Below are 20,324 nucleotides of genomic sequence, written 5' to 3'. Positions count from 1 at the left end.
GTAGAGGAGAAACAAAAGAGCGGCCGGGTGATCAGCCCGGCCGCTCTCTTTAGGTCTCTTTACGAGGCGATTAACCGCTTAGGCGTACGCGTTCACCAAACGGACAGCGCCGCCGTCGACGCCCTTGGCACCCTGGACGTAGTCCGGGCCGGTCTTGTCGATCGAGTCACTGTCAGCTGAAACGGTGCCCATGACCCAGGACGGAAGGCCGCGGTCGTTGAGGCGGGCCACTGCGGCGTCGGCTGCTTCGGCGGAGACAATGGCAACCATGCCCACGCCGAGGTTGAGCGTGCGCTCCAGGTCGGCCAGCGGCACGTTGCCGAGCTCGGAGACCAGCTTGAAGATGGCCGGGAGTTCCCAGGTGTTGCGGTCAACCGTGGCCACGAGGCCCTGCGGGAGGACGCGGGCCAGGTTGGCGGCCAGGCCACCACCGGTGACGTGGCTGAAGCCGTGGACTGCCGCGCCGCCCGTAACGGGGAAGGTGCGGGCAAGGTCCAGGCAGTCGGCTGCGTAAACGCGGGTCGGCTCCAGGAGTTCTTCGCCCAGGGTGCGGCCGAGCTCGGAAACCTGGCGGTCCAAGGCCCAACCGGCGTGGTTGATGACGCGGCGGACCAGGGAGTAGCCGTTGGAGTGCAGGCCGGAAGAGGCCATGCCGATCACGACGTCGCCGGCGCGGACGCGGTCCGGACCGAGCAGGGCGTCGGCCTCGACGATGCCGGTTGCGGCACCTGCGACGTCGTACTCGTGCTCGCCCAGGAGACCCGGGTGCTCAGCGGTTTCGCCACCAACAAGGGCGGTGCCGGCAACGGAACAGGCAGCAGCGATACCGCGGACGATGTCTGCGATCCGCTCCGGTACAACCTTGCCGCAAGCGATGTAGTCGGTCATGTAGAGCGGCTCAGCACCTACAACGACGATGTCGTCCACCACCATGCCCACCAGGTCGAAGCCGATGGTGTCGTGGATGTCCATGGCCTGCGCGATGGCTACCTTGGTGCCAACACCGTCAGTGGACGTGGCCAGCAGCGGCTTCTTGTAGGTGAGCAGCGTGGAGACGTCGTACAGGCCAGCGAAACCGCCGACGCCGCCAATCACCGAAGAGTTGTGCGTCGCCTTGATGGCGCCCTTCATGAGTTCGACTGCGCGGTCGCCCGCTTCAACGTCGACACCAGCAGAAGCGTAGGTGATACCTGTTGTGTTCGGGGTGCTTCCAGCGGCGGGTGTTGCGGAGCTCATACAGACTCTTTCTTGTCGGCGTCGGTCAAACGATCAGCGTCGGTCAGCAGGTTCTCGAATTCGGCGTCGGGTCCGGGATCGCAACCCGTGGCGCCCGGCTTCTCGGCCGGATCCTCGGAATCGTCCACTGAATCGGACTGGGCGACTGGTTCCAAGCCGCCAAGGTCCGTGCGTTCCAGCAGGTTCTTGCCCAACTTGTCCGCGTGCGGCAGCTCGATGGGGTACTTGCCGGTGAAGCAGGCCGTGCAGAGGCGTTCGCGCGGCTGCTGGGTGGCCCCGATCATGCCGTCTTCGGAGATGTAGGCCAGCGAGTCAGCGCCAATCGCCTGGGAAATCTCCTCGATGGTGGCGCCGTTGGCGATGAGTTCCGCGCGGGACGCGAAGTCGATGCCGTAGAAGCAGGGCCACTGGACCGGCGGGGAAGAAATCTTGACGTGCACCGCGGCGGCACCGGCTTCCCGGAGCATCCGGACGATGGCGCGCTGGGTGTTGCCGCGAACGATTGAATCGTCCACCACCACAATGCGCTTGCCGCGGATCACGGACTCCAGGGCGTTGAGCTTGAGCCGGATACCCAGCTGGCGCAGGGTCTGCGACGGCTGGATGAACGTGCGGCCCACGTAGGCGTTCTTGACGAAGCCATGGGCAAAGGGGATTCCGGATTGTTCGGCGTACCCAACAGCTGCAGGTGTGCCGGACTCGGGAACGGGAATCACGAGGTCGGCCTCATGCGTGTTTTCGCGGGCCAACTGGCGGCCCATCTCAACGCGTGCCTCGTACACGGAGCGGCCGGCGATGGCAGCGTCCGGACGGGCGAGGTAGACGTATTCGAAGACACAGCCGGCGGGAGTCGCCTCGGCGAAGCGCTGCGAACGGACGCCGTCCTCGTCGATGGCGATGAATTCGCCGGGCTCGATCTCGCGGATGAAGCTCGCACCAACAGTGGCCAGGCCGGCCTGCTCGGAAGCGACAACCCAGCCGCGGTCGAGGCGGCCAAGACACAGCGGGCGGATACCGTAGGTATCGCGGGCTGCGTAGAGGGTTCCTTCGTCCATGAAGACGAAGCAGAAGCCACCCTTGATTTTGGGCAGCAGCTCCAGTGCAGTCTGCTCCAGGGTCTTGCCCTCTTCACCTTCAAGGAGCGCGGTCACCAGTGCGGTGTCCGAGGTGTTGCCCTGCTTCATTTCACCGGTCAGCTGGCCGTCGTTGCGCTCAAGGATCATTTCCCGGAGTTCAGCGGTGTTGGTCAGGTTGCCGTTATGGGCCAAGGCAACCGTGCCGGTTGCTGTCGCACCCAGTGTTGGCTGCGCGTTGGCCCAGTGGCTTGCACCGGTGGTGGAGTACCGGCAGTGGCCAACGGCCAGGTGCCCGGTAAGGGTGTTCAGGGTTGTCTCATCGAAGACCTGGGACACAAGCCCCATGTCCTTATAGACATTGATGCGCTTGCCGTCACTGGTAGCTATACCAGCCGATTCTTGTCCGCGGTGCTGCAGCGCATACAGCCCGTAATAGGTGAGTTTTGCTACTTCTTCACCGGGAGCCCAAACCCCAAAGACGCCACAAGCGTCCTGAGGGCCTTTTTCGCCGGGGAGAAGATCATGAGAAAGTTTTCCGTCGCCACGTGCCACTGGTCGATTGTCTCATGTTGTGGCCGTGGTACGTTCCCCCGCCGGCTATGTGACCCCGGGGACGTGCGCAAAACTGGCGTGTTCCCGCAAAAATGCGGTGTGTCTCACATTCGGCTCCCCCCGAAGAGGCGGGCCGGTCGCCCGACTTAGCGGACGTCGTCGTTCTCTGGGCCTTGGTCCGGAACCGAATCCGGAACGGCTTCCACTACGGCGCGCTTGGAGCGCTTGACGCTGATGCGGTCCAGGATCAGGGCAAGGATGGAGAAGAGGATGACGCCGCCGCCCGCGCAAACGATGAGGAAGAAGCCGAACACTGTGCCGGCGTCGAAAGCGGGGTCGGCCTGGCGGCCGTACGCGATGATGGCGGCCACGATTGCACCAACCACTGCTCCCAAAATCATGAAGGGTACAAACTTGGGTGCCCGGCGGACCGTGATCTCGCGACGGGCGGAGTTGGGGGTGGTGTCGTCTGAAGCCATGCCTTCAAGCGTACCGTTCGGCGTTTGTGTACAGATAATGCCCCCAAGGAGTCGCCTTAGGGGCATTATCTGTACACAAACTTCGGGGTTAGCTGCCGCGGTACGTCGAGAACGCGAACGGGCTCAGCAGGAGCGGGACGTGGTAGTGCTCGCCGGCGTCGGAAACTGTGAAGTTCAGGTCAACCTCGGGGAAGAACGTCTCGGTGCCGAGGCCCTCGTAATACGCGCCCGTGGCGAAGTTCAGGCGGTAGGCGCCGCCCGGAATCCGCTCCGGGCCAAGGGTCTTGATACGGCCGTCGGCGTCGGTTTCGCCCTTCGCCACCAAGGTCCAGTCGTCACCTTCGCGGACATAAAGTACGACGGCGACACCCGCCGCCGGGCGACCGGAACCTGTGTCCAGGATGTGGGTGGTTACTTGTGAAACGCTCATGCGTTGACTCCTTCGCTGACCAAGCCGGAGAGGCGCAACAATGCGATCTCCCGCAGCTGCCCAGCCACAATTGTGTCTTCTTCTTCGGGGGTGTGGGTGATGCGTTCCTGAAGTGTGCTCAGGATTTCCTGGGCGCTGCGGCCGGCAGCACGGATCAGGAAGACCCTGCCGAACTTTTCCTCGTAGGCGCGGTTGCCCTCGGCCAGGGCGGTAGTGGTGTGGCTGTCTCCAGGATCCACTCCGGCCTGCTCCGAACGCGACATTGCGGCCTCGGTGGTCTGGGCCTTGGGGCGTTCGCCTATGCGGGGGTGGTGTGCCATGGCGGACTCCACCTCGGCGGCGGTGAAGGGTTCGGCGGCGCGCTGGGCCTGGCCCAGCAGTTCGTCGACGGTGGCGAAGGGCCGCGCGTCAGCGATGGCCTCCACCCAGCGGCTGATATCCAGGCAGGGGGTCAGGATCCTGATGGCCTCGTCCCGGTCAACACTGTTGAATTCTGCAAGCTCCATGCTTGTGACATCCTCGTGCAAATGCTGGCATCCATGGTGTGGGCTATGCGGAACTCCTGCTGGTGCAAGAGGAAGCCTTTACTTCGAGCTTCCGCATCATGGAACTGTTATTTCAGCATACGTAATTCAGTTAAGCCGAGTGGTCGGCTTGGTGTCAAGAGACTACCGCCCTGTGGCGCCTTGTCCGCACCGTAAGGTACAGGCGATGGGCGGTGATTACCAAGGCCAACCATGCCACGCCGATAGCCCACGCTGCCAGGACATCCGTCAGCCAATGGTGGCCAAGGTAAACGCGGCTCAGGCCCATGGTGAAGGCAAAGGCCCCGGCCACCAGTATGGTGACGATCCGTGCCCGCAAGGTCTTGAGCCGCAGGATGATCAGGTAAGCCACGATGCCGGCAATCACGATGGAGTTCAGTGAATGGCCGCTGGGGAAGGACGCGGAATGCTCGTAGGGAGGAATGGCGTCCGCGATGTCCGGGCGGGCGCGGCCGAAGATTGGCTTGCCCAAAATGGTGATGACCAGGGAGCCCAGCCCGGCAGCAAGCATCAGGATGACCGGTGTCCATGATCGCCGCTTGGTGGCCAGGAAGATCATGATGCCAACGGCAATGAGGGGCATGCCCACGGTGCCGCCAATATTCGTATAGGCGGTGGTGGCCGAATCCAAAGCGGGAGAGCGCACGCTCTTTGCTGCGGCCAGGACGGGATCGTCCAAACCTGCAACACCGTCGGCTTCGGTTACGGACTCGTAGACTTCGCCGAAGACCAGGGCCAGCGAGAGGGCTGCAGCGAGCCCTACTATCAAGGTGATGATGAGCGCGGCGTAGGGCCCCAGCAGTGACGTGGCCTTTTCGGCGCCTCGGGCCAGTGTCCGGCCTGCGGGGGATTTCCAGTTGGTCAGGTCCTGCCCGGCGACGAACCTGTCCTGGCTTACTTCGCCGCGGACGCCTTGCTCTGGCGCCTCTTTTCCTTCAGTCGTCACTCAATGTCCCCTATCCGTGGCGGCCTCAGTATTGGTGAGCAACCTTAGCAGTTGCTGCCCTGAGGTTCCTGGGAGTACCGCTCTGGCAGGGCCGCACTATGTCCCGTTGTTAGGCGGAGACTGGCCTGCTTTGACCAGCAGCGTCTGCTCCGGGCCAAGCTTTTTGCCGCCCTCGCCGGTTGGCCGAAGCTCGGGGACGGGGTGACCCGAGACGGGATCGATGAGGACCGAGTGTTCCTCTCCCTGGGCGAAGGCGTTGCGCTCGCCCCATTGCCGGAGGCTGAGGACCAAGGTGAACAGATCGCGCCCCGCATCGGTCAGCTCGTACTCGCTTCGGGTGCCCCGTTCGTTGGGGATCCTGGTCAGGACGCCCCTGTCCACCAAGAGGCGGAGGCGGTCCGAAAGGATGTTTTTAGCCACACCCAGTGATCTCTCGAACTCGGAGAAGCGCCGCTTGCCGTCCAGCGAGTCCCGAATGATGAGCAGGGTCCATTTATCGCCCACCAGGTCCACGGCTCTGGCCACGGGGCATTCAGGATCCGTCCACTCAACTTCACTTGGTTGCAACATGAAACCATTCTGCCATAAGGTCGAATAGTTGCATTATGAAACCAACCATGGAGGCGCTGTGAGCACACCCCTGAAGGAATCAAGCCGAGGACTCGGCCGTCGCTTGTTGTTCCTGCTCGCTGTGGCGGCCGGGTTCATGGTGTCCAACATCTACTACGGGCAGCCCCTGCTTGATCGCATCGGGAAGGACCTGGGGATACCAACATCCGGAGTGGGCTTGATTGTGGCCTCATCCCAGGCCGGATACCTTCTTGGGCTGGTTCTCTTGGTGCCGCTGGGGGATGTAATGAACCGCCGGGTGCTCATCACCCTTCATATCGCGGCGACGGCCCTTGGCGGATCCGTGGTGGCCCTGGCAGATTCGCCGACGGCCCTGCTGGGTGGCTTCCTGCTCCTCGGATTGGCCTCGTCGGTGGTCCAGACCATCGTGGCGTATACCGCCGCCTCCAGCACCCCGGACCAAAGGGGCGGAAACATCGGCACCGTCACTGCCGGCGTCGTGAGTGGCATCATCCTTGCCCGGACGCTGGCGGGAGGCCTGACGGACCTGTGGGGATGGCGGTCTGTCTACGTTCTCGCGGCGGTGGCAGGTGCGGTCCTCGCCGTCGCGGTTTTTCGCGCTCTGCCCCAGGAAAGGGCCGGGAGGGGCAGGGTGCGCTACTGGCGGGCTGTCTCATCGGTAGTGGTCCTGACGCGGCGTGATCGCGTATTCCGTACACGGGCGCTCATCACCATGCTGCTGTTCGCGTCCTTCGGGGTGCTGTGGAGCGGCATGTCGTTGCTGCTCAGTGGCCCGGCCTGGAACCTTTCCCCGAGCGTGATTGGACTTTTTGGGCTGGCCGGCCTTGTGGGTGTGGTGGCCGCATCCCGGGCAGGCGCTGCGGCGGACCGTGGGTGGGGGCAACGGGTTACGGCTTGGAGCCTCGTTGCGCTCCTGGGTTCCTGGGTGGCTTTGTCCCTCGGCAGTTGGTCGCTGCTGTGGTTCGTTGCCGGCATCATCGTTCTCGACGCTGCGGTGCAGGCCGTTCATGTCAGCAGCCAGACCCTGATCGTGGCGGGAGCTGAGGAGTCGGCCAGCAGCATTATCGGCAGCTACATGGTGTTCTATTCCGTGGGAAGTGCAGCGGGTGCGGCAGCTGTTGCGCCGGTCTACGACGCCTGGGGTTGGACCGGGGCCAGTGTCCTGGGCGCTGTTTTTGCTGTGCTCGCGCTGGCGGTCTGGGGAATGGACCGGCTCCGGTCCTCCAGAGCGGCCGTGCGGGGCGTGGTTCGCTCCGCACAGCACGCTGGGGCAGAATGACCTCAACCAGCTGAAGGAGTTCGCACATGCCAGACATTCTGACGTCCAGGTTCCTGTTCGGTCCCGGCCCGAGCAATTGCTACCCCGAAGCCATGGCCGCTTTGGCCTACCCCGTGCTGGGGCACCTTGATCCGGTGTTCATCGAGCGGCTCGACCATACATGCGAGGGACTCCGGACTGTCTGGGGAACGTCCAATGCGCGCACGCTGCCGTTGAGTGCCACAGGTTCCGGCGGGATGGAAGCGGCTTTCGTGAACACCGTGTCCGACGGCGACGTTGCAGTTATCGCTGTCAACGGACTGTTTGGGGCGCGAATGTGCGAGGTCGCACGGCGCTGCGGGGCCACGGTGGTCCGGGTTGATCACGAATGGGGCCAGCCTGTCGACGCCGACCGTGTCCTCTCGGCGCATCCTCATCCGAAAGTCATCGCCGCCGTCCACGCTGAGACATCCGTCGGGGTGCTCTCCGACATCGCCGCGCTGGGCGCAGGGAAGGGCGACGCCCTGTTGATCACCGACGCCGTCACCTCCATCGGCGGTCTGGAACTGTTGGCGGACGACTGGGGTATCGACGTCGGATACGCCGGGACCCAGAAGTGCTTGGGCGTCCCGCCGGGGCTGTCACCCTTCACCGTCTCGGACCACGCTTTCGAGCGCCGCATCAAGGACCCGCGTTCCTGGTACCTCGATATCGGGTTGCTCGGCGGGTACGTGGGCGCGGCCAGTGGCGCCCGGACCTATCACCACACCGCGCCGGTCACCATGATTGCCGGGCTCGAAGCCGCCCTGGACCGCATCCTCGCCGAAGGGCTCGACGTCGTGCAGGCCCGGCACCGTGCCGCAGGTGCCGCCTTGCAGGCAGGGCTACAGGAGATGGGGCTTGAGTTGTTCGCCGCTGAGGGCTCCCGGTTGCCGAGCCTCACCACGGTTAAAGTGCCCGACGGCGTCAACTCGGCTGCCGTCCGCGCTTACCTTCTGGAGAACTTCAGCATGGAAATCGGCTCAGGTGTCGGGGAGTTCGCGGATACGGTGTGGCGCATTGGCATGATGGGCCCGAATGCGAACAGCGCCTCGGTGACGCTGGTGCTGGGAGCGCTGAAAGAGGCGATCGCGAAAGCCTAGCCCCGCACCCTCTCTCACCTTCCGCGTGTTTGGGGGTGTCGCTCTCTCACGTTCCGCGTGTTTGGGCGTGTCGCTCTCTCACCTTTCGACGCCGACCATCAATCGGTGACGTGACCGGCGTCGTACGTTAACGTCGCGGAGGCTGCGGTGCTGCCATCAGCGGGCTGAATGGACGTGACCGTCAACAAGCCCGCGCCAGGCAGCGTGACCGATTGGCCTTCACGGAAGGCCTGCTTGCGCTGTTGTTCGGCGGTGCGGATCCAGAACTGGATAGCGGGGGCGCCGTCGGCGATGCCGATTTTGACCACGCCCACTTTGACGCCGTCGAAGGTTGGCTGCATGCCTTGCTTGACTGTTACGAGCTGTTCCACGGCCATCCTTACTTCACGTCCACGGAGTACACGGAGTCGAAGTTTTCCTTGTACTCATCTTCGGTCAGTTCCAGCGTGCCGGACTTGTGGTCGTCGTCGTCCTCCAAGTAGCCGCCGGACGGACCCCACGGGTTGGCCAGGACGATGACTTTCTCACCGTCGTCGTTGGTTTTCACATCAACCACAACGTAGGCATGGTTGGGCACGACGTCGGTGCGGTTGACTTCGTCAGACTCCCAGACCCAGTCGAAGTCGTCGTCCTTGACGTCTTCGGTGCCCACGGAAATGGCTTGGCCGTCGGAGAGCTTGTCCTCGATGTCATCAAAGTTCAGTTCGCCGTCCTTGTCGGCGGACTGCCCGGTCATCAGTTCCATGGCTTCGTTGCTGAATCCGCCGTCGATGTCGTCATAGGACCCGCCGCGGTGTTCGGCTGCCGCGCGCTCGTAGATGGACAACCAGTTGGGCTGGCCATCGGCACCGCGGACACCGCCTTCGGTGGACTTGGCCTCCACAGTGACTTCCACGGGCTCTCCGTCTTCGTAGAGTGTGACCACCCAGTGCGTCGGGGGATCACCGACGGGACGCATGTGCTCCTCAAGGAATTCGTCGAGCTTTCCTTCACGTTCCAGAACCTGGGCCACCGAGCCGATTCCGGCCAGCAGCCAGCAATCGCCGATCTGTCCTTGGTTGATGTCGCTGGGGTCGCCGGCGTCCGGGTCGTTGCGGACGTCCCCGGGTACATCGACGTCGGGGGTGTCGGGGTCCAGGGGACCTGGGTCGCCGGGCGGGTTTGAGTCGCCCCGCCCGGAATGATCAGAGCCGGAAGCACCCGCGCTGGACTTGTCCTGCTCATCTGCGTTGCGGATCAGCTCTTTGGCCTGGGTCTGCAGCTCGCTGGAGATCTTCTTGAGCATGGGTCGGTGTTCGGAGTCCCACGATGCCCGGAACATCGCAGCGTCCCGGCCATCCCACCGCGCATTGCTAATGAGGTGACCCAGCTCCGTGGACAGGGAGGTCATCCGTTCCGAGTGCCGCGACATCGTCTTTGCCAGTGCCCGCAATTGTTCAATGTCAGCACCGTAAAATCCCGGCATTACTTGCCCCCCTCAGGAATTTCGTTGGTATCGCACTTCTCGGATTTCACCGGAACAGTGACGTCCAGATAAGCCGGGAACTTCGATCGGATGGTCACCGTGGCACCCGCAGCGTCAGTGCTGCGCGTGACCACCCAGCCGCCCGGCACGGGATCAGTTCCGTCGAATGAAGGGAAGCCGTGCTCTCTCAGGACCGGATCCGCTACTGCAAAGACGTCCTCAAAACTCTTTGATGGTTCCACGATGTCCGCGCTGCTCTTCATGCTCCGTGGGGCGAGCATGCACCTGCCGTCGTCAGTGCGGCTCAGGCGTGCCGGGTCATCCACGGACCACGTGATGTCCGGCATCTTTGCCTCCAAGGCCGCAACAAGGTCGGCGGTCAGAGCATCGTACTTGGCGACGCTTTCTGCCACCGGGGCTGGTTCGGCGGTGACAGGCGGCGCGCTGCTGGGTTCGCGGGTTGGTCCGTCGGGGGTGTCGCTGCAGCCTGCAGCAACAGCCATCACCGCAAGGGCAGCGGCCAGCGCCCAAGGGTTACGGTGCATGCGGCGGTTCATTTCGTCCCCAGCTTCAGATAACGTTCGACGGCGGATCTCACCGAATGCTTTCACGTTGCGTTGCGCCGCGCGATGGGCAGAACAACCCGTGCAGGTGAGAGAGGGTTTGGCTCAAGCACGCGGGAGGTGAGAGAGGGTCGGCGGGAAGGGCGCGGGATGTGAGAGAGGGTCGGCGGGAAGGGCGCGGGAGGTGAGAGAGGGTCGGCGGGAAGCACGCGGGAGGTGAGAGAGGGTCGGCGGGAAGGGCGCGGGAGGTGAGAGAGGGTCAGGTGTCGCGGGTGAGGATCCAGGTGTTGGTGCCGTCCTGGCGCTCGAACGTCACCGTGGTCACCAGGGCCTCGATCAAAGCGAGTCCGCGCCCGGATTCGGCTTCTGAGTCGGGCATCGAGGCTTGCATGTCGCTCGCGAACGGCTCACGGGCGTTGTGCGCACTGACCCGGGCCACCAGCCGGGTGGGGCAGACGCTGATGTCCACGTCGATCTCCACGGGCTTCTCTGCCACGGGGAGCGCGTGCTGCACGATGTTGGCGGCTGCCTCGATGAGTGCGGTGGCAAAGGTCATCCGATCCATATCGGGCACAAAGGAGGCATCGTCCCAGAGGGCGTCCAGCTCGTTGTGGATTGCCTCGATCGCGTCCTCGTTGGATGGCCCATGGAAGCCGCGGCGGGCGATGACGTCAGTCATCGCCGAACGCCTCCTCGGCTGAGGGGTACGCCGTGAGCACCCGGTCCATGTTGGTCAGTTCCAGGACCATCTTGACCTGAGGCTGGACTCCGGAGATGCGGAGGTCGCCGCCTGCCTGGCGGGCTGCTTTGAGGCAACCGATGAGCGCTCCGAGGCCGGAAGAGTCCATGAAGTCGGTTTCGGCCAGATTGACCACTACCCGGCTGGACCCTCCTGCCACTACCTCGTTCACTACTTCGCGGAGTTTGGGCGCGGCCACCATGTTCAAGCGTCCTACGCTCTTGACCTCCGCGTAGGCGTCCTTGACCTCATAGCTAAACTGCATCTGCATTCCTTTCTTCGGGGCGCTCCAGCCCACCATCTTCAGGCACGAAACCCTTGTACAAAACTGCCTTGACCAACACGCTCAGGACCACGAGGTCGAACGCTACCCACGCAACATTCACCAGCGTTCCCAGTGGCTCCGAAAGGCCGGTCAAAAGACGGGCGATCCCCACAACCAGTGCGATGGCCAACAACACAGCCACAATGATCTGCGGCCGGATGAGGCTCCAACTCGGCCCACCGTTCTGCCGGGCCTTGGGGGTGACCGCGAACCCAAGGGGACGTCCGAACCAAACGTTCCGGGCCGCCGTCGTACATGCCTTGATCCAAGTGGGGAACAGCGCAAGGCTGTACTGCTGGCCGCGCCACGTGGGGATGCCGTGCCCGGCGACCACAAAGAGCAATTGGTTCACCACCATGAACGGGATGAAGCGGATGAAGAAGTCGAAGCTCAGGCTGCTCACCGGCAGGATCCCGAGCGTCAGGTAGATGATGGGCGCAGCGAAGTACACCACGGCCGCGAAACCGCTCAGGTAGCTCCACATGGTGGAGAAGTACATGAGCCGCTGGCCCCAGGAGAGCCGGGGCTGTACCAGGGGATTTTCGCGAAGGAGGACCTGCATGGTGCCTTGGGCCCAGCGGAGGCGTTGGGTGAGCATGGTCTTGAGGTCCTCGGGTGCCAGTCCGTTGGCCAGGATTTCGTGGTGGTAGACGCTCTTCCAACCCAGCGAGTGGATCCGCATTGCCGTGGCCATGTCCTCGGTGACTGAGATGGTGGCCAGTGGCATGATCGGCTGGGCTTCGTCGGTGCGTTCCACGGAGATGGCGTCCAGGACGGCGTGGACCGACTCGAGCGCACCCAAGGGGGACCAGTCGCGGCCGGACATACGGTCGACGGCGTCACTCGCCACAGTTGTCACACCGGACTCGCCGACGTGGGCCAGTTCCATCGCGGCAATCTCTTCAAGGTCGGATTGGAGCGCGGAGAAGTCGGCGGCCACGAGGGTGCGCACGGCTTCGTCCACTTTGCGGCGCACGCGGTACGTGATCTCGCTGAGGGATACCCGTGCTTCAAGTTCCTGTTGGGCTGCGTTGGTGGCGGCTTCCACTTCGTTGAGCATCTGCTCCACCAGCGGGTTCCGGGCCTCTTCGGAGCGGCGTGCTTTCTTGATGGCCGATCGGGACGCAGCGAGGGCCTGGCGCACGCTCTTCTCCGTGGCTTTGACGTAGCCCACGAGTCCCAGCTGCATGAGGGCTTCCCGGCGGAGGATCGCGTTGGAACCGCAGAAGAACGCAGCGTTCCAGCCGTCCTTGCCCTGCTGGATGGGCCCGTAGAAGAGTGGCGCCTGGCTGCCCAGGGGATCGTCGGCGGGGACGTTGATGAAGTACTGCGGGGTTTGGACCAACGCCACGCGGTCGTCGTTGAAGTAGCCCAGCGTCTTGGCCAGGATGTCAGGCTCGGGGATCTGATCGGCGTCGAGAATCAACAGGTATTCGCCTGAGGTGACCATGAGCGCGTTGTTCAGGTTGCCTGCTTTGGCGTGCCGCGGCATGTCCGGCGTCCAGTCCGCGCCCCGCGTCACGTAGCCAATCCCGTTCGACTCGGCGAGTTGGCGCATCTCGGGGCGGTCGCCGTCGTCGAGTATCCATGTGCTGTGGGGCCAGCGGATGTCCTTGGCGGCGAGGGCCGTGGTCATCACCAGGTCCAGCGGCTCGTTGTAGGTGGTGATGAAGACGTCCACGGTCGCGTCGGCCGGGGCAGGGGGCGGTGGCTTGCGGATCTTGAGGTTCCACACGGTCAGCCCGAAGAGCATCACGTCGATGAGGCTGTACGTCTCAGCGATCACCAACGGAACGGCGATCCACCACGCGTCCCAGTTCAGCGACGCCATCCAACGCCAAGCCACATAGTTGACGCCCAGAATGACTGTCAGGACAACTAGGAGCCTAGTCCAGAAACGTGTCATTATCCCCCTTTTTTGTACTTTAGTTCCGGATGCCGGGTTGACGGCGAACGACGACGGCGGTCACGTCGTCTTCCGCTGTTGCAGCAGGTGCCAGCTCAAGGAGCGCGGCGCAGATATCCTCTGAGGTGCCCTGGATCCGCGCCGTCTTCTCCACATTCCGGATGAAATCTTCAAGGGATGCATGGGCATCCAGCACGCCGTCGCTGACGATCACCAGTGAGTCTCCGGGCTCCAGCTGAAGCTCAGCGGCCGGCCAGTGCTGTCCGTCGAGGATGCCCACGGGCGGGCCGGCTGAAACGAGCCTCTGCGCCGCCCCCTCAGCGGGGATGTACAGCGCAAGGCCGTGGCCGGCGTCGATATAGCTGAGTCTTCCGGACGGAGCGTCCAGCCGCGCGTGGAACATGGTGACGAAGGAGCCGGACTGGTCCAGGTCCGAGGTGATGGTGGCGCTGGCCGAGCCGAAGGCGGTGTCGATGGCCGGGGTGTCTGCCACGGAACGCATCACGGCGCGTACTGTTGCAGCGATGAGTGCCGCGCCCATGCCCTTGCCCATGGCGTCCGCGAAGGTCAGGTGCATGCCGTCCCGGGTTTGGTACCAGTCGTAGAAATCCCCGCCCACGCTGCGTGACGGGCGGAAGGCGCCGGCGACGTCGTATCCCTCAAGGCGGACTGTTTCGCGGGGCAGGAGGCTCTGCTGCACCACGGCAGCGCGCTCGAGTTCGTCCGTTTGGCGGGTGTCTTCGGCTGGCGCGGCGGGGGTGCGGGCCCGGCGGAACAGGGCGCGGATGCGGGCCTGGAGTTCCTTGGGGCTGAAGGGCTTGTTGATGTAGTCATCAGCGCCAATGTCCAGGCCGTTGAGCCGGTCGATCTCATCGGCCCGTGCCGTGAGCATGAGGATGTAGGCGTCGGAGAATTCACGGAGCCGGCGGCAGACTTCCATGCCATCGATGTCCGGGAGGTTGATGTCCAGCGTCACCAGTTCCGCATTGGTGCTGCGGACGGCCTCGACGCCGGAGAGACCGTCAGGCGCTTCAGTCACCACGAAATCGAGCTGCTCGAGGACAAGGACGAGGAGGCCGCGGATGTCAGCGTCATCTTCGACAACGACGGCGTGGCGCACGGGTGAGGAAGAGACCATGGCTCCATTAACTAATGATGCTGGGTATTTGTCACGTTTAGTCACGACACATGAAACGCCCGCTCACAAAAGTGGGCGGGCGTTACATGATTTGTGCAGTTATGTGAGAGAGGGTTTCCCTCAAGCACGCGGGAGGTGAGAGAGGGTTTCACTCAAGCACGCGGGAGGTGAGAGAGGGTTTCACTCAAGCACGCGGGAGGTGAGAGAGGGTTAGACGCCCAGCTCTTCCTTGAGCGCCTGGACGTGGCCCTGTGCGGATACCTGGTACTGGGTGAGCTTCACGGTGCCTTCGCCGTCGAGCACAACCGTGGAGCGGACCAGGCCTTCGACGATTTCGCCGTCAACCAGCTTCTCGCCCCAGGCACCGTAGGCGAGGGCCACGGCGTGGTCTTCGTCGGAGAGGAGTGGGAAGGTCAGGGCGAACTCGCCCGTGAACTTGGCGAGGGCTTCGGGGCCATCCGGGGAGATCCCGATAACGTCGTAGCCCTTGCCCTGCAGGCTGGCGAGGTTGTCGCGGAAATCGCAGGCCTCGGTGGTGCAGCCGGGAGTGGCTGCCTTCGGGTAGAAGTACACAATGACGTTGCGTCCGCGGTAGTCGGACAGCGAGACCTTGGTGCCGTCGGCGTCGAGAAGCGCGAAATCAGGTGCTTGCGTTCCGACGAGGAGTTTCTGGGTCATGGCGATCCTTTACATTCAACCGGTATGCACCGGCGGTCATTTCAAACAACAGCGATCATTCAAAGAACGAAGTCAATGAAGTAGAACAGCGAAATCAGATGCTGTATTCCGCAGGTCCGCGCACTGTGGCATAAGGGCCTGGCACGAACTGGTAGCCGCCACCACGGACGGTGGCGACGGTGTGTCGGGCGGAGCCTAGCTTCCGCCGCACCCTTCCAACATAAACGTCGATCGAGCGAAATGCCGCGCCGGGAAGGTCAAATGACTCCAGAAAACGTTGCAATTCTTCACGACTGATGGCCCGTGAGCAGTTCACCACGAGGTAACGGAGCAGCTTGTATTCCATGCCAGTAAAGGCCACGGGCTCACCGTCCAGCAGCACTACTTCAGCGGCGAGGTCCACCGCAAGTTGGCTGCGGCGGCTCGCTAACGTTACGGGCTCGACGGCGGTGCTGCCGCCCCCTTCGGTGCGGTCGCCGCCGTCGGAAGCGGCTTCAGAACGGGTCACCGAACGCGCCTCTGCGAGGGCATCGGCGAGCGAGAGTGAGCCGTTGGTACCGGCGTCGGCGGCTTCCTGCGGAGTGCCGCCCCAGGAAGTGTCGCCGACGCCGGAGTGCTCTGCCCCGGTGGCGGGCCAGATGCGGACTTCCGCCTCCGGGGCAAGTTTCATGGCGCGGGCCAGCACAAGTCGTGCTGCCCGCTCCCAGACCTCAGGATCGATCTCGTCGCCCTCGGCCGGGTTGACCCAAAGTGCCAGGCCGCGCGCGTTCAAACCAGGCCGCCGGCCCGCGGAAGATCCGCGGGCAGGCGGTGGCCCGTAGGCATTGACTGCCATGGCGGTAGGCCTAAACGTTGCCGCGGCGGAGCAGCTTGCCGCCGGGGTTCTGGCCGTCGATCGGGGTGCCGCGCAGGTACGTCTTGCGGACGACGCCGGCCAGCGGACGGCCGTCGTACGGCGTGATCGGGTTCTTGTGCTTGAGCTTGGTGACGTCCACAACGAAGGCCTCGTCCGGGGCGAAGATGGAGAAGTCGGCGTCGTAGCCCAGGGCGAGCTGGCCCTTGTTGTGCAGGCGGGCCAGGGCGGCGGGCTTCTCGGCCATCCACGACACGACCTGCTCCAGCGGGATGCCGCGGTGGCGGGCTTCGGTCCAGATCAGGGACAGGCCCAGCTGCAGAGAGGAAACGCCACCCCAAGCAACGGCGAAGTCACCGTTCTCCAGGTCCTTGAGGTCCAGTGTGGAGGGGGAGTGGTCCGAGACGATGCAGTCGATGGTGCCGTCCTGCAGGCCCTTCCAGAGGAGCTCACGGTTGGAGGCCTCACGGATGGGCGGGCAGCACTTGTAGGCCGTGGCGCCGTCGGGGATTTCTTCGGCCATGAGCGTCAGGTAGTGCGGGCACGTCTCAACGGTGAGGTTGACGCCGTCGCGCTTTGCCGAAGCGATCATCGGCAGTGCGTCGGAGGAAGAAAGGTGCAGGATGTGGGCGCGGGCGCCGGTCCAGCGGGCACGTTCGATGACCTCGGCGATTGCCTTGTTCTCGGCGCCGCGCGGGCGGGAGGCCAGGAAGGTCTCGTAGTGGTCGCCACCGGGGTGCGGGGCGCGGTCAATGGCGTGGGAGTCCTCGGCGTGCACGATCATGAGGGAGTCGAAGGACTTGAGTTCCTTCATGTCCTCTTCCATCTCATCTGCATCGAGGTGCGGGAACTCGTCCACGCCGGAGTGCAGGAGGAAGCACTTGAAGCCGAAGACGCCTTCGTCGTGCAGCGGGCGGAGGTCGCTCTTGTTGCCCGGGATGGCACCGCCCCAGAATCCGACGTCCACGAACGCCTGGTCCTTGGCGACCACACGCTTCTGCTCCAGGCCGTCCACGGTGGTGGTGGGCGGGATGCTGTTCAGCGGCATGTCGATGATGGTGGTCACTCCACCGGCAGCAGCGGCACGGGTGGCTGAGGCGAAGCCTTCCCACTCGGTGCGGCCGGGCTCGTTGACGTGGACGTGGGTGTCCACCAGACCGGGGATGAGGGTTTCGTCGTCTGCGAGTTCGATGACCTCGTTGCCCGTCAGGCCGTTGCCCAGGGGTTCGATGGCGACGATGACGCCGTCGCGGATGCCAACTTCGCGTGCTGCGAGGCCTGCGGTGGTCAGGATGCGCTGGCCCCGGATAACGAGGTCATAGGCGCCGATTGCTTCAGACATTGAGGTACTCCTTGTTTTCGGTCCGTTCTGCCAGGTACACGCCTATGTGCCTACCTAATTGTTCAAGCAACGGACCTGCTTCAGCGATACATTTTTGGACATCTTTTTCCAGATCGGTCAGTGCATGGACCGTGTGGAAGCCAGCATCCGTGAGTTGTTCACGGCTCAGGGTACTCCGGCCGCACACTGCGATCACGGGAACCCCGTTCCTTTGTGCCGCCCGCGAGACGCCCATGGGGGTCTTGCCGAGCAGGCTTTGCTCGTCCAGGCTGCCTTCTCCGGTAATCACCAGGTCCGCGCCCTTGAGCCTGCGCTCGAGTTCAGTGAATTCAAGCACGACGTCGATACCCGGCCGCCGCTCTGCCTTCAGTGCCGCGATGGTAATGTAGCCAACGCCGCCTGCTGCTCCAGCGCCTTCTGCCTTGGCGGCGTACTTGGCATGTTGCCCGGTGGTTGCTGCGAGCACGTCCACGAAGTGGCTCAGTGCCGCATCGAGCGAGGTGACATCGTCCGGCGTCGCGCCCTTCTGCGGACCGAAGATGGCTGGGGCTCCGCTGGCCCCCAAAAGGGGATTGTCGACGTCGGACGCCAACACGAACTCCGTGGCCTCAACGCGGACGTCGAAGTTGGAGAAGTCGATGGTGTCCAGCTCGGCCAGGGCCGCGCCGCCGCCGGGGAGCTCGTTGCCGTTCTTGTCCAGGAACACGGCGCCGAGGCCCTGCAGGACTCCTGCGCCGGCGTCGGTGTTGGCGCTGCCGCCCACACCCAGGATGATCTTGCGGCAGCCGAGGTCCAGCGCGGCGCGGATGAGTTCGCCCGTGCCGATGCTGGTTGCGGTTTTGGCCGTGTCGGACGTGGGTCCGTCCGGCAGGAGGGCGAGACCGGAAGCTGCCGCCATTTCGATCACAGCTTCCTGGTCCCGCACTGCGAAGTCGGCCTTCACCGGCTCGCCGAGCGGGCCTGTGACGGTGGTGGTCCGGCGGGTGAAGCCGGAGCCGATGGCGGCGTCGATGGTTCCTTCGCCGCCGTCGGCCACCGGAATGCGTGTTGCTTCTATACCGTGGCCGAACCCCGCCAGCAGTCCTGTTGCCAGGTGCTCGGCGACGTCGGGCGCGGACAGCGAGCCCTTGAATTTGTCCGGGGCGATGACAACACGCATTCCGGTGCCTCCTTCCTTTACTTACTTACGCTTTGGTCAGGATCGCGGTGGGAGCGTCCGCCGCAGTTTCTGCCAACTCTTCGAACTCGTTCACGCCGCTGATCTCAACGCCCATGGAGATGTTGGTGATCTTTTCCAGGATCACTTCAACAACCACGGGAACCTTGAACTCGCCCATCAGTGCCTTGGCCTTATCGAAAGCGGCAGGCAGATCGTTGGGGTCCTCAACGCGGATGGCCTTGACGCCCAGACCTTCTGCAACCTTGATGTGGTCCACGCCGTAGCCGTTGGTCTCCGGGGAGTTGATGTTCTCGAAGGCCAGGGAAACGTTCTGTTCCATGTTGAAGCCGCGCTGGCTCTGACGGATCAGGCCCAGGTAGGAGTTGTTCACCACAACGTGGATGTACGGCAGGTTGAACTGTGCGCCAACGGCCAGTTCCTCGATCATGAACTGGAAATCGTAGTCACCGGACAGGGCAACAACAGTGGCATCCGGGGTTCCACGAACCACGCCCAGAGCAGCGGGACCGGTCCAACCCAGCGGGCCGGCCTGGCCGGCGTTGATCCACTTGCGGGCACCGAACACGTGCAGCATCTGTGCGCCGGCGATCTGCGAGAGACCGATGGTGGACACGTAGGTGGTGTCGCGGCCGAAGGCCTTGTTCATCTCCTGGTACACGCGCTGCGGCTTGATCGGCACGTTGTCGAAGTTGGTCTTGCGGTGCAGGGAGCCCTTGCGCTCCTGGCACTCGGCAACCCAGCCCGAGTAGTCCGGCAGGGTCTTGGCAGCCTGGCGTTCGCGGGCCAGCTCCAACAGACCGTCCAGCGCCGCACCGGCGTCGGACGCGATGCCCAAGTCCGGGGAGAAAACGCGACCGATCTGCGTCGGCTCAATGTCGATGTGAACGAACTTACGGCCGGCCGTGTAGGTGTCCAGGCCGCCGGTGTGGCGGTTGGCCCAACGGTTGCCGATACCGATGACGAAGTCGCTCTGCAGGAAGGTCTCGTTGCCGTAGCGGTGCGAGGTCTGCAGGCCAACCATGCCGGCCATCAGCTGGTGGTCATCCGGGATGGCGCCCCAACCCATCAGCGTGGGGATAACGGGAACGTTCAGGATCTCGGCCAGCTCAACCAGCTGGGCCGAAGCACCGGCGTTGATGATGCCGCCACCGGCAACGATCAGCGGGTGCTTGGCTGCGGTCAGCAGGTCCAGGGCCTTTTCCAGCTGCTTGCGGGAAGCCTTGGGCTTCTCCACCGGCAGGGGCTCGTAGGCGTCGATGTCGAACTCGATCTCGGCCATCTGAACATCGATGGGCAGGTCCAGCAGAACCGGGCCCGGACGACCCGAACGCATCAGCTGGAAAGCCTTCTGGAAGGCGCCCGGAACCTGGCCCGGCTCCAGGATGGTCATGGCGAACTTGGTCAACGGCTTGGCGATGGACTCGATGTCCACAGCCTGGAAGTCTTCCTTGTGCAGCTTGGCAACGGGTGCCTGGCCGGTGATGCAGAGCATGGGGATGGAATCTGCCCATGCTGCGTACAGGCCGGTGATCATGTCCGTGCCAGCGGGGCCCGACGTGCCGATGCAGATGCCGATGTTGCCATCAGCTGCGCGGCTGTAGCCGTCAGCCATGTGGCTGGCGCCTTCAACGTGGCGGGCCAGCGTGTGGCGGATGCCGCCGTGGGCACGCATTGCCGAGTAGAAGGGGTTGATCGCTGCGCCGGGCAGACCGAAAGCTTCGGTTGCGCCTTCCTTTTCCAGGATGGCTACGGCCGCATCAACGGTGCGCATCTTTGCCATGGTGTACTCCTTGAAGTCTGTTTTTGGGTGTGCTGAAGCGAGTTTGTGTACAGATAACGCCCTTTAGAAGGTGTTTTCCGGGCGTTATCTGTACACAAAC

The 20,324-nt window shown here is 63.8% G+C and carries 21 protein-coding genes; 2 read left to right on the top strand and 19 right to left on the bottom strand.

The window, feature by feature from the left end; all coding sequences use genetic code 11:
* Positions 1 to 78: 78 nt before the first annotated feature.
* The 7 genes from purM to ABIE35_RS14930 form a co-directional block, all read right to left on the bottom strand.
* Positions 79 to 1,236, bottom strand: coding sequence for a phosphoribosylformylglycinamidine cyclo-ligase (purM, locus tag ABIE35_RS14960; protein ID WP_354516084.1), 1,158 nt, complete (start codon positions 1,234 to 1,236; stop codon positions 79 to 81).
* Entirely contained in the window at positions 1,233 to 2,864 is a 1,632-nt protein-coding gene (gene purF, locus ABIE35_RS14955) for an amidophosphoribosyltransferase (protein ID WP_354516082.1), read from the bottom strand. The genes purM and purF overlap by 4 nt, the downstream gene beginning before the upstream one ends.
* 146 nt (positions 2,865 to 3,010) lie before the next feature.
* On the bottom strand, positions 3,011 to 3,343 hold the full coding sequence (locus ABIE35_RS14950; RefSeq protein ID WP_354516080.1) for a hypothetical protein: 333 nt from the start codon (positions 3,341 to 3,343) through the stop codon (positions 3,011 to 3,013).
* A gap of 88 nt (positions 3,344 to 3,431) precedes the next feature.
* Positions 3,432 to 3,773 (bottom strand): hydroxyisourate hydrolase, encoded by a 342-nt coding sequence (uraH, locus tag ABIE35_RS14945; protein ID WP_017199951.1) that lies wholly within the window; start codon positions 3,771 to 3,773, stop codon positions 3,432 to 3,434.
* Positions 3,770 to 4,279 carry a 2-oxo-4-hydroxy-4-carboxy-5-ureidoimidazoline decarboxylase gene (gene uraD / locus ABIE35_RS14940; protein WP_354516079.1) on the bottom strand — a complete coding sequence of 170 codons (510 nt, stop codon included), beginning with the start codon at positions 4,277 to 4,279 and terminating at the stop codon, positions 3,770 to 3,772. Before uraD ends, uraH begins: the two co-directional genes overlap by 4 nt.
* A gap of 154 nt (positions 4,280 to 4,433) precedes the next feature.
* The gene (locus tag ABIE35_RS14935) at positions 4,434 to 5,264 is read right to left on the bottom strand and encodes a phosphatase PAP2 family protein (protein WP_354516078.1); all 831 of its coding nucleotides are present in this window, start codon (positions 5,262 to 5,264) and stop codon (positions 4,434 to 4,436) included.
* Positions 5,265 to 5,360: 96 nt separating this feature from the next.
* Positions 5,361 to 5,834 (bottom strand): winged helix-turn-helix transcriptional regulator, encoded by a 474-nt coding sequence (locus ABIE35_RS14930; RefSeq protein ID WP_354516076.1) that lies wholly within the window; start codon positions 5,832 to 5,834, stop codon positions 5,361 to 5,363.
* 58 nt (positions 5,835 to 5,892) lie between these two features.
* On the opposite strand from ABIE35_RS14930, the gene ABIE35_RS14925 reads away from it, so the two are divergent.
* Positions 5,893 to 7,134, top strand: a complete 1,242-nt coding sequence (locus tag ABIE35_RS14925) for an MFS transporter (protein ID WP_354516075.1) — start codon at positions 5,893 to 5,895, stop codon at positions 7,132 to 7,134.
* Between the two features lie 26 nt (positions 7,135 to 7,160).
* Positions 7,161 to 8,255 carry a pyridoxal-phosphate-dependent aminotransferase family protein gene (locus ABIE35_RS14920; protein ID WP_354516073.1) on the top strand — a complete coding sequence of 365 codons (1,095 nt, stop codon included), beginning with the start codon at positions 7,161 to 7,163 and terminating at the stop codon, positions 8,253 to 8,255.
* Between the two features lie 98 nt (positions 8,256 to 8,353).
* Here the strand turns inward: ABIE35_RS14920 and ABIE35_RS14915 are convergent, their stop codons facing one another.
* The 12 genes from ABIE35_RS14915 to gcl all read right to left on the bottom strand — a co-directional run bounded on the left by ABIE35_RS14915 (position 8,354) and on the right by gcl (position 20,224).
* Positions 8,354 to 8,626 (bottom strand): hypothetical protein, encoded by a 273-nt coding sequence (locus ABIE35_RS14915; RefSeq protein WP_354516071.1) that lies wholly within the window; start codon positions 8,624 to 8,626, stop codon positions 8,354 to 8,356.
* Positions 8,627 to 8,634: 8 nt separating this feature from the next.
* The gene (locus ABIE35_RS14910; protein WP_354516069.1) at positions 8,635 to 9,720 is read right to left on the bottom strand and encodes a C2 family cysteine protease; all 1,086 of its coding nucleotides are present in this window, start codon (positions 9,718 to 9,720) and stop codon (positions 8,635 to 8,637) included.
* Positions 9,720 to 10,265 (bottom strand): hypothetical protein, encoded by a 546-nt coding sequence (locus tag ABIE35_RS14905; protein ID WP_354516067.1) that lies wholly within the window; start codon positions 10,263 to 10,265, stop codon positions 9,720 to 9,722. The genes ABIE35_RS14910 and ABIE35_RS14905 overlap by 1 nt, the downstream gene beginning before the upstream one ends.
* A 277-nt stretch (positions 10,266 to 10,542) precedes the next feature.
* Entirely contained in the window at positions 10,543 to 10,962 is a 420-nt protein-coding gene (locus ABIE35_RS14900) for an ATP-binding protein (RefSeq protein ID WP_354516065.1), read from the bottom strand.
* Entirely contained in the window at positions 10,955 to 11,287 is a 333-nt protein-coding gene (locus tag ABIE35_RS14895) for an STAS domain-containing protein (protein ID WP_310210605.1), read from the bottom strand. The genes ABIE35_RS14900 and ABIE35_RS14895 overlap by 8 nt, the downstream gene beginning before the upstream one ends.
* Entirely contained in the window at positions 11,277 to 13,253 is a 1,977-nt protein-coding gene (locus ABIE35_RS14890) for a glycosyltransferase family 2 protein (RefSeq protein ID WP_354516063.1), read from the bottom strand. Before ABIE35_RS14890 ends, ABIE35_RS14895 begins: the two co-directional genes overlap by 11 nt.
* Positions 13,254 to 13,272: 19 nt before the next feature.
* Positions 13,273 to 14,391 carry a PP2C family protein-serine/threonine phosphatase gene (locus ABIE35_RS14885; RefSeq protein WP_354516061.1) on the bottom strand — a complete coding sequence of 373 codons (1,119 nt, stop codon included), beginning with the start codon at positions 14,389 to 14,391 and terminating at the stop codon, positions 13,273 to 13,275.
* 210 nt (positions 14,392 to 14,601) lie between these two features.
* Positions 14,602 to 15,069 carry a thioredoxin-dependent thiol peroxidase gene (gene bcp / locus ABIE35_RS14880; RefSeq protein WP_310210596.1) on the bottom strand — a complete coding sequence of 156 codons (468 nt, stop codon included), beginning with the start codon at positions 15,067 to 15,069 and terminating at the stop codon, positions 14,602 to 14,604.
* Between the two features lie 94 nt (positions 15,070 to 15,163).
* Entirely contained in the window at positions 15,164 to 15,904 is a 741-nt protein-coding gene (locus tag ABIE35_RS14875) for a winged helix-turn-helix domain-containing protein (protein ID WP_354516060.1), read from the bottom strand.
* A gap of 10 nt (positions 15,905 to 15,914) precedes the next feature.
* On the bottom strand, positions 15,915 to 17,264 hold the full coding sequence (gene allB, locus ABIE35_RS14870) for an allantoinase AllB (RefSeq protein ID WP_091324862.1): 1,350 nt from the start codon (positions 17,262 to 17,264) through the stop codon (positions 15,915 to 15,917).
* The gene (locus ABIE35_RS14865) at positions 17,257 to 18,423 is read right to left on the bottom strand and encodes a glycerate kinase (RefSeq protein WP_354516059.1); all 1,167 of its coding nucleotides are present in this window, start codon (positions 18,421 to 18,423) and stop codon (positions 17,257 to 17,259) included. Before ABIE35_RS14865 ends, allB begins: the two co-directional genes overlap by 8 nt.
* Before the next feature lie 25 nt (positions 18,424 to 18,448).
* Entirely contained in the window at positions 18,449 to 20,224 is a 1,776-nt protein-coding gene (gene gcl / locus ABIE35_RS14860; protein ID WP_354516057.1) for a glyoxylate carboligase, read from the bottom strand.
* Positions 20,225 to 20,324 lie beyond the last annotated feature (100 nt).

The organism is Paenarthrobacter sp. 4246 (assembly GCF_040546855.1).
In the GTDB taxonomy this organism is placed as follows: domain Bacteria; phylum Actinomycetota; class Actinomycetes; order Actinomycetales; family Micrococcaceae; genus Arthrobacter.
The sequence above is the reverse complement of the archived record's forward strand: the minus strand, read 5'-3'. Positions and strand labels throughout refer to the sequence as shown.

What these genes read in the sequence shown, in the direction of transcription:
- purM (WP_354516084.1), bottom strand. Translation starts at nt 1,236, where the DNA reads ATGAGCTCCGCAACACCCGCCGCTGGAAGCACCCCGAACACAACAGGT.
- ABIE35_RS14950 (WP_354516080.1), bottom strand. Translation starts at nt 3,343, where the DNA reads ATGGCTTCAGACGACACCACCCCCAACTCCGCCCGTCGCGAGATCACG.
- uraH (WP_017199951.1), bottom strand. Translation starts at nt 3,773, where the DNA reads ATGAGCGTTTCACAAGTAACCACCCACATCCTGGACACAGGTTCCGGT.
- uraD (WP_354516079.1), bottom strand. Translation starts at nt 4,279, where the DNA reads ATGGAGCTTGCAGAATTCAACAGTGTTGACCGGGACGAGGCCATCAGG.
- ABIE35_RS14930 (WP_354516076.1), bottom strand. Translation starts at nt 5,834, where the DNA reads ATGTTGCAACCAAGTGAAGTTGAGTGGACGGATCCTGAATGCCCCGTG.
- ABIE35_RS14920 (WP_354516073.1), top strand. Translation starts at nt 7,161, where the DNA reads ATGCCAGACATTCTGACGTCCAGGTTCCTGTTCGGTCCCGGCCCGAGC.
- ABIE35_RS14910 (WP_354516069.1), bottom strand. Translation starts at nt 9,720, where the DNA reads ATGCCGGGATTTTACGGTGCTGACATTGAACAATTGCGGGCACTGGCA.
- ABIE35_RS14905 (WP_354516067.1), bottom strand. Translation starts at nt 10,265, where the DNA reads ATGCACCGTAACCCTTGGGCGCTGGCCGCTGCCCTTGCGGTGATGGCT.
- ABIE35_RS14900 (WP_354516065.1), bottom strand. Translation starts at nt 10,962, where the DNA reads ATGACTGACGTCATCGCCCGCCGCGGCTTCCATGGGCCATCCAACGAG.
- ABIE35_RS14895 (WP_310210605.1), bottom strand. Translation starts at nt 11,287, where the DNA reads ATGCAGTTTAGCTATGAGGTCAAGGACGCCTACGCGGAGGTCAAGAGC.
- ABIE35_RS14890 (WP_354516063.1), bottom strand. Translation starts at nt 13,253, where the DNA reads ATGACACGTTTCTGGACTAGGCTCCTAGTTGTCCTGACAGTCATTCTG.
- ABIE35_RS14885 (WP_354516061.1), bottom strand. Translation starts at nt 14,391, where the DNA reads ATGGTCTCTTCCTCACCCGTGCGCCACGCCGTCGTTGTCGAAGATGAC.
- bcp (WP_310210596.1), bottom strand. Translation starts at nt 15,069, where the DNA reads ATGACCCAGAAACTCCTCGTCGGAACGCAAGCACCTGATTTCGCGCTT.
- ABIE35_RS14875 (WP_354516060.1), bottom strand. Translation starts at nt 15,904, where the DNA reads ATGGCAGTCAATGCCTACGGGCCACCGCCTGCCCGCGGATCTTCCGCG.
- allB (WP_091324862.1), bottom strand. Translation starts at nt 17,264, where the DNA reads ATGTCTGAAGCAATCGGCGCCTATGACCTCGTTATCCGGGGCCAGCGC.
- ABIE35_RS14865 (WP_354516059.1), bottom strand. Translation starts at nt 18,423, where the DNA reads ATGCGTGTTGTCATCGCCCCGGACAAATTCAAGGGCTCGCTGTCCGCG.
- gcl (WP_354516057.1), bottom strand. Translation starts at nt 20,224, where the DNA reads ATGGCAAAGATGCGCACCGTTGATGCGGCCGTAGCCATCCTGGAAAAG.